The following is a 17,663-nucleotide window of genomic DNA, read 5'->3' on the forward strand; positions in this document are numbered from 1 at the left end:
TCGACAATTGGATTGTAGTAAGGTAGGTGCACTGCTATTGGGACTACGTAAAGAAAAAGGTATGACACAAAAGCAGGTGGCGGATAAAATGAATATAAGTGATAAAACAATTTCAAAATGGGAAAGAGGTCTGGGGTGTCCGGATATATCCTTATTAAGTGAACTTTCTAACATATTTGAAATTGACATAGAGGAGATCTTAGACGGTGCAATAGAAGCAAATCCTGTTGATTCAGGAAATTTTAGACGAATTAAATTCTATGTGTGTCCGGATTGTGAAAATATAATCAGTAATACAGGAAATTCAAAGATTTCCTGTTGTGGGCGAAAATTATCTCCGCTTGTAGCAAAAGCAGCAAGTGAAATGCATGACGCTGTAATAGAGGATACGGAGGGTGAGTATTACATTACTTTTACTCATGAAATGAGCAAAACACATTATATATCCTTTGTGGCGTATGTTACAACAGACAGAGTACTACTTATAAAACTTTATCCGGAGCAGACGCCTTCTGTAAGACTTCCCAAATTAAATGGCGGCAAATTAAAACAAAGAAACGGTGGACGATTATATTATTATTGCAACCGCCACGGACTGTGGGTAGTATAGGCAAGGCGTATTTGAATTAGCCAGAAGCACCAAAAACAACAGCTATAGAGTTTTGCAATTATAATATTATTTTATAGGAAGGAGGTGTTTGTATGGAAAAACAAACGAAAAAGGACTTGAAAGAGCAGTACAAGAACAGAAAAATAACAGGTGGTATCTTTTGTATTAAATGTCACGGCAATAATCGTATGTGGATTAGAGCTACTAAGGATTTAGAAGGGCAAAAAAATAGATATAATTTTTTTATTTCAACAGATACGTGTCCCGAACCGGTGATGCAAAGTGAATGGAAGTTGTTTGGGGCGAATTCCTTTTCCTTTGATATTCTTGAGGAAATTGAACGGAAAGATACACAGAGTGAACATGAATTTGCAGATGACATTGGACTCTTACTGGAAATATGGAATGAAAAGCAACAATTACAGGAGATACTATAGATATAGCTATTGATAAATGGGGTAACTTAAAAAGTTATCCCATTTAGTATATGAATTTAATAATATATTATAGGTTTGTTCGTAGTAGAAAATAAGGGATGCCTGGCACAAAAGTCATATTGCACTGATTTTACCTTTAAGCTTCCAGAGACAATAGACTTCTATAGAAAAATTAGTTGAAAAATTTATTTTATTTTACACCAAAAAAGAACAATTAACGACAAAATTCATATTATATATTGTAAATGAAATTTAACTTAAAATTAAGGAGGATATATAATATGTTTAATTTAAACGGTCAATCAGTTTCACAGGGAGTTCAGTCAGTTTCACAGGGAGTTCAGTCAGCTTCATTAGGAGCTCAATCAGTTCCACAGGGAGAAGAAATACCATGCGGTAAAACCTGCCCCGCAAGTGGCTATCAGTTAGCTAACGTAAGTGTTCCGGTAACAGTATATCCTTTTGCAGAAGCAGGAGCTCCTAAAACTAAATGTTGTGGTGATGCTATTGTTACACCTGGAAAAGATAGCTGTAACGGACGTCCGCATGGGGCTTGCAGTTTTACAATCAGCCAGCGTATTTGTGTAGAAGTACCGGTTGTATTTGGTGCTAAGGCTATTATCGGCGGAACGACAATTGAATGTGAATGTGCAACTAGTAAAGATATTTGCAAAAAATATGAAGAATATTATAAGGATGATGAGATAAACTGAAAAATATAAATATAGTACGGTATAAATAATATTACTGCGACTCCGTAATCAGTCGCAGTTTTTATACGTTTCGTTTTACATAATATGGATTCAAATTATAAGCCTACACAAATTCAAATATTCATTAACCAAATGTGGACGGATGTTATCATATTATATCCTGACTGATATGACAATACATTGTTGTATTCGACAGTATTAGACACAAAAATAAAAACGAAGCATAAAATACAAATAAGCTTACTTTGCCTAGGCTTATAAGTATAAAGGAGGTCTAATATGGATGAATATTTACACAACATTTCACAAATGAATGAAGATACGAAGAATCTTGATTTTAATGTAAATCCGTCGAATCCGGAGACCATTCCCAAATTTGTGGATGCTCTGCCAATACCTGACAGAGCAAAACCTGTTAATAATTACTGCTCAACAAAGGAAGAAGAACTATATTATGAAATTGATATGAAAGCGGCAGAGCATAAGTTTCATAAGTTCTTTCCATATACGACCATTTGGGGATATAACGGAACCTATCCCGGACCTACCATAGAGACCAGGAAAGATGTGTCGGCTAAGGTTAAATGGATAAATCATTTGCCTAAGAAACACTTATTGCCCGTTGACCATACCCTTCACGGTACAATTGATACACCGGATGTAAGAACCGTAGTTCATCTGCATGGTGCGAATGTAGCAGCAGATAGTGATGGACATCCGGAAGCCTGGTATACAAGGGACAACAAATACGTCGGGCAGAAATATACGAGAGAAGTTTATGAATATACAAACCACCAGGCAGGAGCGACCTTATGGTATCACGATCATGCTATCGGGATAACAAGATTAAATGTGTATGCAGGATTAGCCGGCTTCTATTTAATTAGAGATTATAATGAAAAAAGACTTAAGCTTCCGGAAGAACCCTATGACATTCCTTTTATGATTCAAGACAAATCCTTTAACGAAGATGGTTCTTTGTTTTACCCGGATAATGCAACGCCGCCTGTTGAAAATCCAATCCCTTCAACACCGTCGTTTTTCTTTGGAAATACCATTGTTGTAAATGGTAAGGTTTGGCCTTACCTGGATGTGGAACCAAGAAAATATAGATTTCGAATACTAAATGCATCAAATCTACGTAGTTATGATTTGAAACTTAGCAATGGGGAAGTATTTCATCAGATTGGCACTGACTTAGGTTTGTTACACCATCCGGTAGAGCTTGATAGCTTCATTCTGCAACCGGCTGAAAGGATTGACCTTATTATAGATTTTTCAGCCTATAAAGGACAGGAAATACTATTACAGAATGTTGCACAGGGACCTCCTAGTCCCGGCACTGAACTTATTATGAAATTTAGAGTAGGTACAGAATTAAAATCCCCGGATACGAGTACCATTCCCAAGGAACTACGGCCGCTTCATAAACTTGAGCCGGAACTGGCAATCAGGGAACGAACGGTTCATTTGGATGAAATGACAGATCATTATGGAAGAGCCGTACATTTACTAAACCATAGAATGTGGGATGCACCAGCTACCGAGAAACCCAAATTAGATACCATTGAAATATGGCACATTGTAAATCATTTTAATTTTGCCCATCCTGTTCATTTGCATCTGGTGCATTTTCAGATATTAGGAAGAAAGCTATTTACTGAGGAGGACTTTAAGGAAGACGGAGATTACAAGTTTGATTTAGAAAAGATAAATCCGCCTCTTAAATATGAAAATGGACCTAAAGATGTGGTAAGAGCTGAACCGGGAGAGGTTACATCAATCATTATGCATTTTAAAGAACACTGTGGAGATTATGTCTGGCACTGCCATATACTGGAACACGAAGATAATGATATGATGAGGCCATTAGTCGTGGAGAAATAAAATTAAAAGAGTGGCAATAAGGAATAAAGGTAAAAAAATTGTATAGATAACTTTTACAAAATTACCATAGCTTACTGAGGGGAGTACGTGGTAAGATTATATAGTTCAAATAGAACATTGGTTAATAAATTTTTTCATTAAGAGGGAACAAATATGATACTGGAAAAACTACGAAGCAAATCCGGTTTTACGGAAAATGAAATAAACATTGCGGATTACATTTTAAAACATACAAAGGATATACAGACATTGACATGTGAGGAGCTAGGTAAAGTAACATTGACGAGTAAGTCTTCGGTTGTCCGTTTTTGTAAAAAGCTTGGTATGTCAGGGTATCAGGAACTAAAAAAAATGTTGTATGCTGAGAAAACACTGGAACATACGATGCAGAGAAAAACAGAATTTCCGATGCTGGACAGCAAAAGTAAGTATTCGGATTATATTAACTTTTTGGACAGGATGTATGAAAGTGTCATGAACAGAATGCACCAACAGCTTAACCATAATGTGGTAAAGCGGATAACAAACCAGTTGAACAGGATGGAGAGAATTGATTTTTATTCCTCTGGATTGGGCTATTCCTTAGGAGAAGGGACAGCTCATAAATACAGTACGCTGGGAATTGAAAGTACAGCGTATAGTTCTATTAATGAAGTGTTCTTAGCTAGTGGTAAAAACAATCAGAAAACAGCCGCCTTTGTTATCAGTCTCTCCGGTAAGAACCCTTCTGCTATTCATAACGCACAAGTACTAAAACGCTATGGAATTTATGTAATTGGAATTGTTGGTGCTTTGTCAAAGGAAATTGAACAGCATTGTGATGAAGTGGTACATATTGTGGAGGGAAAATTACTTCCTGGAACCCACCATGTTACGATAGTACTTAGTATAAATTATATTTTTGATCTTCTGTTCATGGGTCTGCTGGCAAAAAGATATGATAAACAGATAGAACTGTATAAAAAAATAAGCTTTGATTTCAATAAATAAAAAATTTACTTATAATAAACGTAATAAATGCAAAACATAATCCAGAACATTACAAACAATATAAACGAATAGAAAAATCTTCTGGTTCTGACACAAAAGTGTCAGGGGAGGAGGATTTTTTTTGACATTTTCGACCAATATATTCGAGAGGAAAGAAATGAGAGTTCGGTTATGCTATACTACAACTATAAAGGAATGTAAGGAGGAAAGATTATGAGTTTACCTCAAAATTTTTTATGGGGCGGAGCTACCGCTGCCAATCAGTTTGAAGGAGGGGTTTTTGAAGGCGGAAAAGGATTGAGTACTGCGGATGTTATAACAGCAGGAAGCCATACCGTAGCCAGACAAATTACCTTTACAACAAAAGAAGGTGAAAAAGGTGCCCAGGGCATTATGCCTGCTAAAGATTTACCGGAAGGCGCGGTTTATGGCGTGCAGGAAGGGCAGTATTACCCCAGTCATGAAGGGATTGATTTTTATCACCGTTACAAAGAAGACATTGCGTTGTTTGCCGAAATGGGCTTTAAATGCTTCCGTCTGTCTATCAACTGGGCCAGATTGTTTCCTGTTGGAGATGAGACAACACCAAGTGAAGAAGGACTTGCATTTTATGACAACGTTTTTGATGAATTAAGAAGATATAACATAGAACCGGTAGTTACCATTTCACATTACGAAACTCCGTTGGGACTTGTGAATAAATATGGTGGCTGGTCAGACAGAAGATGTATTGACTTTTTTGTGAATTACTGTAATACATTATTCACTCGTTATAAGGGAAAAGTAAAATACTGGATGACCTTTAATGAGATTAATATGATGGGATTCATTCCTTTCTTTGCAGGGGGGGTCACAAAAGCCGATGCTAATACCCAGGCGCAGGCAGTTCATCATCAATTTGTAGCCAGTGCAAAGGCTGTAAAACTTGGACATGAAATTGATCCCGAGAATAAAATTGGTTTAATGATAGCATATGGCGCTATCTATGGCTTAACCTGTAAACCGGAAGACCAGGCTTTGGCTATGGAGGATACCAGAAACCGCCATTTCTATTCTGATGTAATGGCAAGAGGATACTACCCTGCGTATAAATTAAAAGAGTATGAGCGACTGGGTATTAAGATTACTATGGATGCTAAAGATGAGGAAATCTTAAAAGAAGGCTGTATTGATTATCTTGGGTTCTCCTATTATACCTCTCATTGTGTGACCTCAGAAGAAGGGGAAGCAATAGGGGGCAACTTCTCCATGGGTGTTAAGAATCCATATATCAAAGCCAGTGACTGGGGCTGGCAAATCGATGCCATCGGCCTTAGAATTGCCCTGAATACCTTATGGGAACGTTATCAGAAACCGTTATTTATTGTTGAAAACGGTCTTGGCGCAGTGGACAAAGTAGAGGAAGACGGAAGTATTCAGGATGATTATAGAATTGAATATTTAAAAGATCATGTAGCACAGATGGATAAAGCAGTAAATGAGGATGGTGTTCAATTAATAGGATATACACCTTGGGGATGTATTGACTTAGTTTCTGCCGGAACAGGCGAAATGAAGAAGCGTTATGGCTTCATTTATGTGGATAGAGATGATAAAGGAAATGGCACGCTTAACCGCTCAAGAAAAAAATCCTTCCACTGGTATAAAAAAGTAATTGAAAGCAACGGTACAGAGCTATAGAATTGACATTTAAAAATCAAAAAAGTACTCATCAATTATGAATTAAGAAACGTGTAATTAAAAAAAACGTCACAATAGAAACTCTCTTAGTCAAAAGGAATCGCTTTGATGAAGAGAGTTTTTTATTGTTTTTTTAATACCTGTGTTATACTATACTAGTATTAGCTTATCATAGCTGATACTTATTCTTGTGAACTTTGATGAGAAAGAATAAACATAGGCACAGTGAAGTATTTTTAATAAATTCGTAAATAATAAGAATATTTGAATGAAGGTTTTATATTATAAAGAAAAACTATAACACAGATGGAATCGGCTTTGTGAAAGGAGGACTATATGTCAGATACGAATCAAGAGGTACTCGATAAATATACAAAAGTCTGCATATGCAGAGCAATCAGCAGGTATACCATAAAAAAAACAATTGAAAAGTGTGCGGAAACACAAGGTGTAGTCACCTTAGAAAAGGTGCAGAAGGCGACTTTGGCCGGTAGTGGCAGTTGTGGTGGACGGCGTTGCACACCAAAAATCATTGAATTGCTTGAAGAATATCAAAGGGAGAAAGAGCAGGATTCTTAGGAAATGAAAAAAATAATAGTTTTAGATATAAAGTTTACATTTGGTGAAACAGAGGATATTATTCATCCGGTCGTATTAAAAGATGATACAAATATGGTGTTAATTGATTGTGGTTATACAGGATATCTTATGGCAATTGAACGAGTGATGGAGGAAAACGGACTATCCTGTAAGGATTTAACGCATATTGTAATTACGCATCAAGATCATGATCACATGGGTTCGTTACTGCAACTTAAAAGTAAGTACACGCAGGTAAAAGTCGTTGCAGGAAAAGAAGAGGCACCTTATATTTCTGGAAGATTAAAATCTCTCCGGTTACAACAGGCAGAAGCCCTACAGCCTTATTTGCCCAAGGAACAAAAGGAATCCGGTGAAGCCTTTCTAAAGATATTAAAAAAGGTTGAGACGGCTGAAGTAGACATAGAAGTACAGGATGGGGACTTTTTTAATTGGTGCGGTGGGTGCACTATTATTGGTACTCCGGGACATACACCGGGGCATATATCAATCTATATGCAGGAAGAGCAGATACTAATTGCAGGTGATGCGGCAACGATAGAAAATGGAGAACTGGTAATTGCTAATCCCCAGTTTACGCTTAATTTGGACAAAGCAAAAGAATCTTTGCAAAAGCTTAAGACATATGGAGCAAAAGAAATCATATGTTATCATGGTGGTATTTTTACATCATAATACTAGGTGCAGTTAAAGAATAAAAAGAATAAGAGGAAGCCTATGATTATCCAATGATACACGGTCTTTGATTCCGTGTAGGAGATGGATAGTCATAGGTTTTTTTGTTCAAATGCATTCTAGTATCAGTTAATTTTGTAACTGTTTTTTTATACTAAAAATAGTATGAAATCTAGTTATCCGCATAAACACTGGACGTAGCACACTTTCTTTTGATTGTAGTGGTTTGACACAATGGATGTATGGCAAAGCTGGAATCAACTTACCACGAACCGCACAACAGCAATACCAAGCGACCCAATCGGTTATGCCGACTTAACTAGCTATTACTGGCAACAGCATTTAGTTAGAGCAGGACGAATCAAACAATGAGAAAGGAAGATTCAATGATGAATTGAAAAAAGCAGAATTATTTAATTACCTCATCTTGTATTAAATCTAAAAAAGAATTTAATATTTTATTTGTTTTCGCTACAGCACTTATAGTTAGTTCTAAGTCCTCAACAGGAATTAAATCGATATCTAAATGTCTTAAATTTTGAGAAATCAGTTGCGGTACTATTGTCATACCTTCTCCCGAAAGAACATATCCATACAGAAAATCACCAAAAGGGACATATTTAGTAATATTTAAATTAATAGTATTATTGTAAGCATGTGATTTAATCTTACTGTAAGTATCACAAGGAGAACTGTGTAAAATTAGCGGATATTCCTCAATTATTTTCCAACTCAATTCATTCAATTGACCTAAATTATATTTTTTAGGAATAAGTGCTACATATTTTTCTGAAAAAAGGTCTTTTTTAACTAGCGAACCATCATAAAAGTAATTGTCTATCAAGCTAATATTGACTTGATTGTTCTCTAATGAATGAATTAAAGCTTTAGAATAATTTTGAATAAAGACACAATGATTTTTCAAATTAAAATTTGGTAAGTATGATGTGGCAATACTAGGCAAACAACCTATGGTCATTTTATGTGATTCATTCATTTCTTGTAATTCTAGCTTGATTAAATTTGATTGCTGAATAAGACTTTTTGCTTGATTATATAGATGAAATCCTGCTTTTGTTACTTCTATTCCTTTGGTTGTTCTATTTAGTAGTAAAATATTATATTCAGATTCTAAGCCTTTCAATTGTTTGCTAAGGGCTGGTTGCGAAATGTTCAATCTTTCGGCAGCTTTTGTAATACTCTTTTCCTCAACTATAACGATATAAGACTGTAACCATTCTAGATTCATTCTTTACCTCCATAACTTTTAGTTATAAATTGAATAGCTGTTTTGTATTTCAATGTTTTGCTAATGTATTATACAATAAATCATAGATAATAGATATAATGAATAGATTTCTTTGCTTAAATTTAACTAAAAAATATATCTTCTATCTATAACAAATTGGAATGAAAGGGGATTTAACTATGAAAGCAGTAATTTTTGAGGGTGGAAATAAGGAACTCGTTTACAAGGATGTACCAATTGGTATTCCTAAGGCAGATGAGGTAAAAATCAAACTAAAAACTGCAGGTTTGAATCGACGTGATTTATTCATAATTAGTGATTCATCTAATACCGATAAACCATGTGTTCTCGGATCAGATGGAGCGGGTATTATTGTTGATTTAGGCGAAAATGTGACAAATTTTAATCTGAACGATGAGGTAATTATTAATCCTAGCTTGAGGTGGAAATCAAAAAAAGCAGCACCCGATGTACCAGAAATTTTGGGTTCACCTACTGATGGGACTTTTGCAGAATATGTGATTGTTCCCAAAGAAAACTTAACTCTAAAACCCAGTTTTTTAACTTGGGAAGAAGCAGGTGTATTATCATTATCTGCATTAACTGCTTATAGAGCATTGTTTACAAAAGGTGCTTTACAAAAAGGACAACATTTACTCATACCTGGAATTGGGGGCGGTGTAGCAACGTTTGCTTTAATGTTTGCCAAATCTATTGGAGCTAAAGTTACAGTTACTTCTAGGGATACAGATAAGTTAGAGAAAGCAAAAAAAATAGGAGCAGACTGTTTATTAAATACAAACGATGATTGGAAGGCGACTTTAGAGGAATGTAAAGTAGATTTGATTTTAGATAGTATTGGTACAGCAACTTTCTCTAAATATTTTGATGTTTTAAAACCAAATGGAACCGTTGTAAACTTCGGTCAAAGTTCTGGGGCAGATATTAATTTATCACTAAAAGAACTCTTTTTTTCACAATTTAATATCTTAGGTACTTCAATGGGAAGTAAAGAAGAGTTTGACGAAATGATTCAATTGATTTCGAAGCATAAAATCAAGCCTATTATTGACCAGAAATATTTGTTGCGTGATTATCGAAAAGCACTTGCTCGAATGTCAGATGGTTTACAATTTGGAAATATTATTTTAGATATTGATTTATAACTTTATTAAGCTATTAATAAGATAAAAGTTCAAAGCTTTATATTTATGGAAAAGATTTTATAGTGAGGGGATGATAGTATTGGTTATTATGTCCAATTTGCGAAAACAAAACAAGGATAAAAATAAGCAAGGACACAATAGTGGTAACATTTCCTTTATACTGTCCTAAGTGCAAACATGAAACTTTGATAAGTGTTAAGTCATTAGAAATAACTATCATTAAAGAGCCAGACGCAAAGACACAGAGCCGATAATTTGAGGTTAATACAATCTCATCTTATCGGCTCTTCCTGTTATATATGAACTTTTAACTAGTCTTTGGCATTTCTTGATTCATTGATACCATTAGCTAATCCTCGTTTCAATTAAGCTTCTTTAAGATGAATATGGCAATCAAAGTATGGTCGTTAATAAAGTCTTACGTGGAAAACGCTCGAAACCCATTAGAATAAGGGGATACAAGCAGTTAAGAAAATATAAAAAGATAATCAGAAATTTATACTTTGTTTATAATAAAAAAAATAGTTGGAATAAATTTGGTGATATGTGAATAAACATAGATTTAAATAGTTTTTTAAATAGCATGTCTTTATAACATATATGAGAACTAGTAATCCTCTGCGGTAACTAAAAGACAACTGCCCATTATAAGAGAAAGGGGGAATGACAATAAGGGGCGTATACTTTATCAAATAAATTTTATGGTTGAAAGAAAATTTAGTAAAAGAAAGGAGGTAACAGTATTTTATAAAGAGTAATTCATATGCAATTCTTTCAACAATTGCTTGTGGCAGTACCGTAAACCAGTACGGTATATGACAAAACTTCTTCTGCTATTGTATAAATTGCTGCAAGTGGCATCATCACAGGATGACTGAATAAAAAATATAAAAATAACTAACAGCATGGATTAATGGCGACGGAAGGTCGCAGATGGGAGTTAAAATGAATAAGGGAAGAGTAAGAAAGATAATAACTGTATTATTACTAATTGTCATGAGTTTCAATACAGTAGCCGCCGCTCTTGCAGAAAGTAACCAGTCGAGTCCGATTTCTTCTGTTAAGGAAGAACTTCGTACAGAATCAATGCACAAAATTGATGCTAATTTTACCGATTCTGTCTCTGAGGGTGAATATGCGGAAGCAATCGTTTATTTAAAGAGTCAGGTTGACAGTATGGGTGTTGCAAACGAGGCTAAAAGCCAATTATCTTCTTTGCTGACACCATATAAAAGCAAGATAGAAGTTAGAAAAGAGGTCATCGGTGCCTTAAAAGATACTGCAGAGGATACGCAGCAAAAGCTGATTAAGTACCTTGACCAGGAAGAAGAAAAGGGTACTCTTACTGAGTATAAGCCATATTACATAATTAATGCAATCTACGTAAAAGCAACCAAGGAAGTAATTGAGAATATTTCCTACATGACTGAAGTAGAAAAAATCTATGAAAACAAAATCGTAAAAATAGACGAGCCTAAAGTGAATGCAGGAGAAATTCAGGCAAATGCAGATGGCGTAGAATGGAATATAGAGAGAATCAGGGCAAATGAAGTTTGGGGTCTAGGAATAGACGGAACAGGTGTTGTGGTAGGTATTATTGATACCGGAGCTACTTGGAACCATCCTGCACTCAGAACAAAATGGAGGGGATACAATCCCAATGATCCTAGTAATCCAAGTCCTGCGGGAAACTGGTACGACCCCATTAACGGAAGTACATTGCCGGCAGATGAAGCAAGTATTCCTCATGGAACCCATGTACTGGGAACTATTTTAGGACAAGAGCCCGATGGAAGTAATAAGATAGGAGCAGCCCCCGGTGCTACATGGATTGCAGCAAAGGCCTTTACACCTACGGGTGGTTCCGATAGCAATATCTTAGCAGCAGCAGAGTGGATGCTTGCACCAGGCGGAGACCCGGCAGCAGCTCCGGACATTATAAACAATTCGTGGGGTGGTGCTTCCGGTCTTGACGAGTGGTTTAAACCTATGGTAACGGCTTGGAGAGCTGCGGGAATTATTCCGGTATTTTCATCAGGAAATGAACGTAATGCACCTGCCCCCCCGGCATCAGTAAGTGCTCCTGCCAATTATCCTGAAAGCTTTGCAGTAGGAGCATTAGATATTAATAATAAAAGAGGCGATTTCTCCAGAAGAGGACCGGGACCTTATGGAAATTTTAAACCAGATGTAATTGCTCCGGGTGTTAATATCCGCTCCTCTGTTCCGGGAGGCTATGAAGGCGGCTGGGATGGAACAAGCATGTCAGCTCCTGCGGTTTCAGGAACCATGGCATTAATCTTATCCGCTAACAATTCTCTTTCTATAGAAGAAGTAGAAACCTTGCTAAAGGAGACTGCCGTGCCTTTGGAAGACTCAGATGATTCCGGTTACCCGAATCATGGCTATGGCTACGGGCTTATAGATGCTTTTGAAGCAGTTTCAAGAATAGCAGGCGGTACCGGAATCATTGAAGGAAAGGTTCTAGTAGAAGGAGAAGATTTAGAAAATCCAGTAATACTTCATAACCAGGAAGTATTTGAAACCTATTCCGGTTCAGGAATACAGATTAAGGCAGAAATTTCAGATGATGTCTCAGTAATTGATACTGAGTTATTAGCAAAATCAACCGGTAAGTCATATTGGGTTACCTTGCCCCTTACAAAGGTTTCTGGTAACTATAAATCCGGAGTATATTCCGGTACCATAACCGATGATATAATTGGGCAGTCCGGATTCTCCTATAAAATAAAAGCAAGGGATTACGATGGAAACGTTGTAACTACGGAGGAATACAAAGTAGCAATTAAGTTTGGAGCCGTACCGGATGAATATGCAACGGATTTTGAAAGCTATCCCATAGGTTGGAAATTAGGAGGTGACTGGCAGTGGGGTGAGCCCGCAACCGGTATCGGACCAACACCTCTTAGCGGTACAAAGTTGCTGGCAACCAACCTTAGTGGTAACTACTCCGGCAGCGGGGATTATGCATTAGTATCCGTACCAATTGATTTAAGAAATACAAATCTTGAATTTGCCCAATTCAGGGTAAATCATTGGTTTGACTTCGAAAATAACAGGGACAAAGGAACCATATTTGTAACAAAGGATTTTGGTGAAACTTGGACACAGGTAGGACCTGCTTATACCGGTACGCAGAATGTATGGAAGGAAGTAGTGATTAACTTAAATTCCTATATCGGTTCACCAAACCCGGTATTTATTGCCTTCCGGGTAACCACTGACAGTTCCGTTCAAAAGGCGGGCTGGTATCTTAATGATGCAAAACTGATAGCAACGGATACCCAGGCACCGGCAGTACCAACTAATTTAAGTGGTAAGATAGTATTTAGTACAGTTGCCCTAAAGTGGAATGCAGCACCGGACAATGATATTTATGGATATAAAATTTATCGTTCCGATGCAGCAGATGGTGAATATACAGTAGTGGGAGAAACTTCCGGTACAACCTATGGAGACAGTGATATTACCTCCGACAGCACTTACTATTATAAAGTTGCTACTGTTGATTTTGCCGGAAATGAAAGTGCCTTAACAGCACCGCTTCGTGTAAAAGTGGGAACTCTGGGAGCTTATGTATATCTGGCTGACTTTGAGAATGACAACGGCAACTTCACAACGGGCGGTACGAACAATTCCTGGGAATGGGGAGTACCTAAATCCGGCCCGGGAGCTGCCTTATATGGCGAAAAAGTATGGGCAACAAGTCTTGCAGGAAATTATCTAAATAGCAGTAATGCCTATATTGAATCTCCTGAAATACAGTTACCGGCTGATGAAAATAGTGTGTTGACAGTTGGGCAATGGTATGAAATAGAGAATAAATATGATAAAGGTTATATTCAGATAGCACAGAAGACTGGTGATAGTTGGTCAGCTTGGGCTGATATTGCCCCCGGAGGATTTTTTACAGGAGAAGGTAAAAACTGGAATGACTTAGAGATTCCTTTGGCCGCTTCTTATACCGGAAAGACCATAAAAATCAGATTTTTACTAACTTCTGATGGTTCTGTTGTTAAAACCGGCTGGTATATCGATTATGTATTAATTGATACAGCAAAAGAGGATACACAAAAAATTGGTTTAGCAGATAGAAAAACAAGTAAAAATGAACTTAATTCTACAGATAGCAAGAAAGAAACAGAAGTAAAAGATTTTCAGCTTACTTTAAACGCAAACGAAACAGTTGAACTTACAAAATATGAAACAGTAAGCGATGAGGCTATTAGGTCTATTTCTTCCGTTACTACAGGGCTGCCAGTTGATGCGGTTGTTACGGTTCTTGAAACCGGACGAAGCGTAAAAACGAGCCCGGCAGATGGCAGATATAAATTAAAACATGCCGTAAATGAAGATGAAGGAACCTGGACCTTAAGAGCAGAAGCCTATGGTTTTTATCCGTCAGAAGCAACGGTTCATTTAGAAGAAGATAAAACCGTCAGAAAGAACTTTGTCTTACAGGAGATACCAAAAGGCATAATCACAGGAAAGGTTGTAGACAGATATTCCGGTGAACCTGCGTCATTTGCAGCTATCCGGGTAAAAGAAGATTCTAAAATTCCGGTTGCTACTGCGAATGAAAACGGTGAATTTACAATAACTGATGTTTATGAGGGAACCTATACCCTTAAAGTGATTGCAGATGGATTTGAACCGGGTGAAGTAAGCGTTATTGTAGCAGGAGGGGAGGCTTCCAAGGTTGATATACCTCTAAAGAGATTCGTAGGCTATGAGGAAGAAATCGTTTATGATGACGGAACCGGAGAAAACGCTCTTGTACTGAATGCTGTCGGTAATGGGCTGGCAATTCGGGTAACACCTGCACAATATGGCAAAGTAAAAGGTGCGAATATATTCTTCTGGGGAAGTGATTGGCCAAACCCCGGCGGAAATCAAATCGGCATTACACTGTATGATACGGATGATAATGGAAATCCTGTAAAATTGAACGTTCAGCCTAAGATTGTTGAGATTGTCAGAGGAGAATGGAATTATATTGATTTATCAGAATTTGGTTTTTCTACTGCCAGAGATTTCTTCATTGCAACTTATCAGACAGGAGTAGGAACTGCTTCACCGGGAACCGGAATTGACGAAGCGTCACCTTATGGGGACAGATCCTATCTGTATGCCGGAGACACCTTCAAATCTCTGGCAGATGAAGATACAGAAGGGGGACTCATGATAAGGGCCAGAATGGAATACTCTGTAGATACCCCCGATATCACTAATTTGAAAGAGGTTAACTACACAAATAAAGATGCTATACTGGTAGAAGGTAAAGTAACAGCGGATGGAAAGGTTAATTTGTATACAAATGGTGTGAAAGTAGATGAAGTAAATTCTGTGAATAAAACCTTCCGTAAAGAGATTACACTGACGGAAGATAGAAGTATAATAACAGCAACTTCAGAATTAAATGGGAAAGAAACAGAACCCTCTGTCGGAAAGCTGGTAATTAAAGATAAGGTTGCACCGCATTTGACGATAACCAGTCCGGCTGACGGTTTGGTAACAAAGGACAGAGTAGTAGATATTGTTGGAACGGTACAAGACGATTACTTTGATAGAGTGGAAATTAACGATGAAAAAGTGGAAGTCGTTGATGGATCCTTTGTATTAGAAAAGATTGTACGTAAAGGTGAAAACGTATTTACAGTAAAAGCATTTGACTTGGCAGGTAATGTGACAGAAGAGACCGTTCGTGTTATCCTTAAAAGTGATTTGCCGTTTATTATGGATCTACAGCCGGTAGAAGATATCTCTGTAACACCGGGTGAAACTGTAACAGTCAGCTTTAGAAGTGAACCGGAAGGAAAGGGAGCATTTAGAGTGGTGCTTCCAAGCGGAAGCTTAGTTCAGGCAGATAATGCAATTGTTATGGAAGAAGTAGAAGCTGGTTTCTATGTAGGTACATGGGTTGCGCCGGAAGCTGTTATCACCGGACTTGCTATTGAAGCAGAATTTACAGATAAAGCAGGCAATAAGGTGAGTGCTGTGGCAGAAGGTAAAATCAATGTTGTAGCAGAACAGACAATTAGAGAGCTGACACCTTCACAGGATATTACCTTAAGCGGTGGAGAAGTATTAACCATAAGTTTTAGAAGTAAAGAAGGGGGAGAAGCTGCTTACAGGTTGGTTTACCCTGGATTTAACGTAACAAAAGTAGCTGCTGTTTCCATGGCAGAGGTTACCCCTGGGTATTATGTTAGTACCTGGATAGCTCCGGCTAACACAAAAATCAGTGGTTTGGTAGTGGAAGTGATTTATACCGATGCTGCTGGAAATAAGACTACGGCAACTGCTGAAGGAATTGTAAATGTTGTTGAGACGGAAACTGATAATAAAAATACGATAAAAGCAGATATTGTAGAAAAAGTTATTCTGCCGAATAAGCTGGACACCACAGAAACCCCCATTATACCAATTGTTCCTATCGAGCCTAAAGTAACAAAATAAGATAGAAAGCAATAGAGAAAAATAAAAGGACGTATTACAAGCTGACTTTTTAGGTTCAGCAGGTAATGCGTCTTTTTTGTAGGGCTGTCTTTAAAAAACCACCGGCTAGGCCGGTGGATCCCAGTCGCTTCTAGCGTTTTCATAAGAAAACTCCTCTGTTATAATAAGTGTGGGTCTCAAACCGCACCAAAATAACAAAGGAGGTATCCATATGGATAAGAACAGATTATCACATACAACATGGGAATGCAAATATCATATTGTGTTTGCACCCAAATTTAGAAGGCAGATAATTTATGGAAACATTAAAGCAGATGTGGCAAACATTTTGAGTACACTATGTAAAAGAAAAGGCGTAGAAATAATCGAGGCAGAGTGTTGTCGAGATCATATACACATGCTGGTGAGAATACCCCCCAACATTAGTGTGTCAGAATTTATGGGATACTTAAAGGGAAAAAGCTCGCTAATGATATTCGATAGACATGCAAATTTAAAATATAAGTATGGAAATCGAAAATTTTGGTGTAGAGGGTATTTTGTAGACACTGTAGGAAAAAATGCAAAGAAAATAGAGGCATATATCCGAAATCAGCTCATGGACGATCAAGCAGAAGAGCAACTAACACTAAAAGAGTATATCGACCCGTTTACGGGTGAGCCAGTAATTAAAGGCAAATAATTAAGCCCTTGTAAGGGTTAGCTAGTGAAAGTGGTGCGTTTGGGGCCTTTACTTTCGAAGGGCCTTTGAGGCCCAAGCCGGTATTAGTCCCTTACAGGGACAGAGCAAACCACCAGTTCACACTGGTGGTCCTGATTTAAAATAGGAAATTAACTACATTCAATTTGTTTAATAATCATATCATTCCCCTCTAAAATCTCCATGTCAAAACTTTTGCAATCCGGACAGCTTAAATCACTGTATACTGCATTAAATACCCGTCCGCAGCTTTTGCATTTCACAATGCCCGGTATAATAATAAGTTCAAGCTCAGTTTTCTCCATAAAGGTTTTATAGGTTGCAGCCGGAAAACATTGTTCCAGATATCGCGGTACAATGCCTGAGAGTTCACCTACTTCTATAACCAGCTTATGTACTTTGGTCAGATTCTGTTCTTTTATAATTCCCTCAATGGTATGAACCATTGAATTTATTACACCAAGTTCGTGCATACT

General features: G+C 37.3%; 13 protein-coding genes and 2 pseudogenes. 13 read left to right on the forward strand and 2 right to left on the reverse strand.

Annotated features, from left to right (window positions below):
• Nucleotides 1-7 precede the first annotated feature (7 nt).
• The 9 genes and pseudogenes from acsn021_RS07315 to acsn021_RS07355 form a co-directional block, all read left to right on the forward strand.
• Entirely contained in the window at nucleotides 8-610 is a 603-nt protein-coding gene (locus acsn021_RS07315; protein ID WP_184092556.1) for a helix-turn-helix domain-containing protein, read from the forward strand.
• Between the two features lie 92 nt (nucleotides 611-702).
• Nucleotides 703-1,047: a GIY-YIG nuclease family protein gene (locus tag acsn021_RS07320; RefSeq protein ID WP_184092557.1), complete on the forward strand. Its 345-nt coding sequence runs from the start codon at nucleotides 703-705 to the stop codon at nucleotides 1,045-1,047.
• A 281-nt stretch (nucleotides 1,048-1,328) separates the two neighbouring features.
• Nucleotides 1,329-1,760: a hypothetical protein gene (locus tag acsn021_RS07325; RefSeq protein ID WP_207725126.1), complete on the forward strand. Its 432-nt coding sequence runs from the start codon at nucleotides 1,329-1,331 to the stop codon at nucleotides 1,758-1,760.
• 279 nt (nucleotides 1,761-2,039) lie between these two features.
• Complete coding sequence (locus acsn021_RS07330) at nucleotides 2,040-3,647, forward strand: multicopper oxidase family protein (protein WP_243167841.1); 1,608 nt, start codon at nucleotides 2,040-2,042, stop codon at nucleotides 3,645-3,647.
• 153 nt (nucleotides 3,648-3,800) lie between these two features.
• A complete protein-coding gene (locus acsn021_RS07335) occupies nucleotides 3,801-4,637 on the forward strand; it encodes a MurR/RpiR family transcriptional regulator (RefSeq protein WP_184092558.1) in 837 nt (278 codons plus the stop codon).
• Between the two features lie 213 nt (nucleotides 4,638-4,850).
• The gene (locus tag acsn021_RS07340; protein ID WP_184092559.1) at nucleotides 4,851-6,317 is read left to right on the forward strand and encodes a 6-phospho-beta-glucosidase; all 1,467 of its coding nucleotides are present in this window, start codon (nucleotides 4,851-4,853) and stop codon (nucleotides 6,315-6,317) included.
• Between the two features lie 336 nt (nucleotides 6,318-6,653).
• The gene (locus acsn021_RS07345; RefSeq protein WP_184092560.1) at nucleotides 6,654-6,896 is read left to right on the forward strand and encodes a (2Fe-2S)-binding protein; all 243 of its coding nucleotides are present in this window, start codon (nucleotides 6,654-6,656) and stop codon (nucleotides 6,894-6,896) included.
• 3 nt (nucleotides 6,897-6,899) lie between these two features.
• Entirely contained in the window at nucleotides 6,900-7,592 is a 693-nt protein-coding gene (locus acsn021_RS07350) for an MBL fold metallo-hydrolase (protein ID WP_184092561.1), read from the forward strand.
• A 208-nt stretch (nucleotides 7,593-7,800) separates the two neighbouring features.
• Nucleotides 7,801-7,964: pseudogene (locus acsn021_RS07355) on the forward strand (NlpC/P60 family protein); the annotation flags it as partial.
• 37 nt (nucleotides 7,965-8,001) lie between these two features.
• On the opposite strand, the gene acsn021_RS07360 reads toward acsn021_RS07355, so the two are convergent.
• Nucleotides 8,002-8,841: a LysR family transcriptional regulator gene (locus tag acsn021_RS07360; protein ID WP_184092562.1), complete on the reverse strand. Its 840-nt coding sequence runs from the start codon at nucleotides 8,839-8,841 to the stop codon at nucleotides 8,002-8,004.
• A gap of 179 nt (nucleotides 8,842-9,020) precedes the next feature.
• On the opposite strand from acsn021_RS07360, the gene acsn021_RS07365 reads away from it, so the two are divergent.
• From acsn021_RS07365 to tnpA, 4 genes and pseudogenes are all read left to right on the forward strand, one after another.
• The gene (locus acsn021_RS07365; protein WP_184092563.1) at nucleotides 9,021-10,007 is read left to right on the forward strand and encodes a zinc-binding dehydrogenase; all 987 of its coding nucleotides are present in this window, start codon (nucleotides 9,021-9,023) and stop codon (nucleotides 10,005-10,007) included.
• Between the two features lie 80 nt (nucleotides 10,008-10,087).
• A pseudogene (locus acsn021_RS07370) lies at nucleotides 10,088-10,261 on the forward strand (cysteine-rich KTR domain-containing protein); the annotation flags it as partial.
• Nucleotides 10,262-10,952: 691 nt separating this feature from the next.
• Nucleotides 10,953-16,487, forward strand: a complete 5,535-nt coding sequence (locus acsn021_RS07375) for a S8 family serine peptidase (RefSeq protein ID WP_184092564.1) — start codon at nucleotides 10,953-10,955, stop codon at nucleotides 16,485-16,487.
• A gap of 211 nt (nucleotides 16,488-16,698) precedes the next feature.
• Nucleotides 16,699-17,169, forward strand: coding sequence for an IS200/IS605 family transposase (gene tnpA / locus acsn021_RS07380; protein WP_185264924.1), 471 nt, complete (start codon nucleotides 16,699-16,701; stop codon nucleotides 17,167-17,169).
• Nucleotides 17,170-17,318: 149 nt separating this feature from the next.
• On the opposite strand, the gene acsn021_RS07385 is transcribed toward tnpA, so the two are convergent.
• On the reverse strand, nucleotides 17,319-17,660 hold the full coding sequence (locus acsn021_RS07385; protein ID WP_184093525.1) for a hydrogenase maturation nickel metallochaperone HypA: 342 nt from the start codon (nucleotides 17,658-17,660) through the stop codon (nucleotides 17,319-17,321).
• Nucleotides 17,661-17,663 lie beyond the last annotated feature (3 nt).

This window comes from Anaerocolumna cellulosilytica (assembly GCF_014218335.1).
GTDB classification, from domain to species: domain Bacteria; phylum Bacillota; class Clostridia; order Lachnospirales; family Lachnospiraceae; genus Anaerocolumna; species Anaerocolumna cellulosilytica.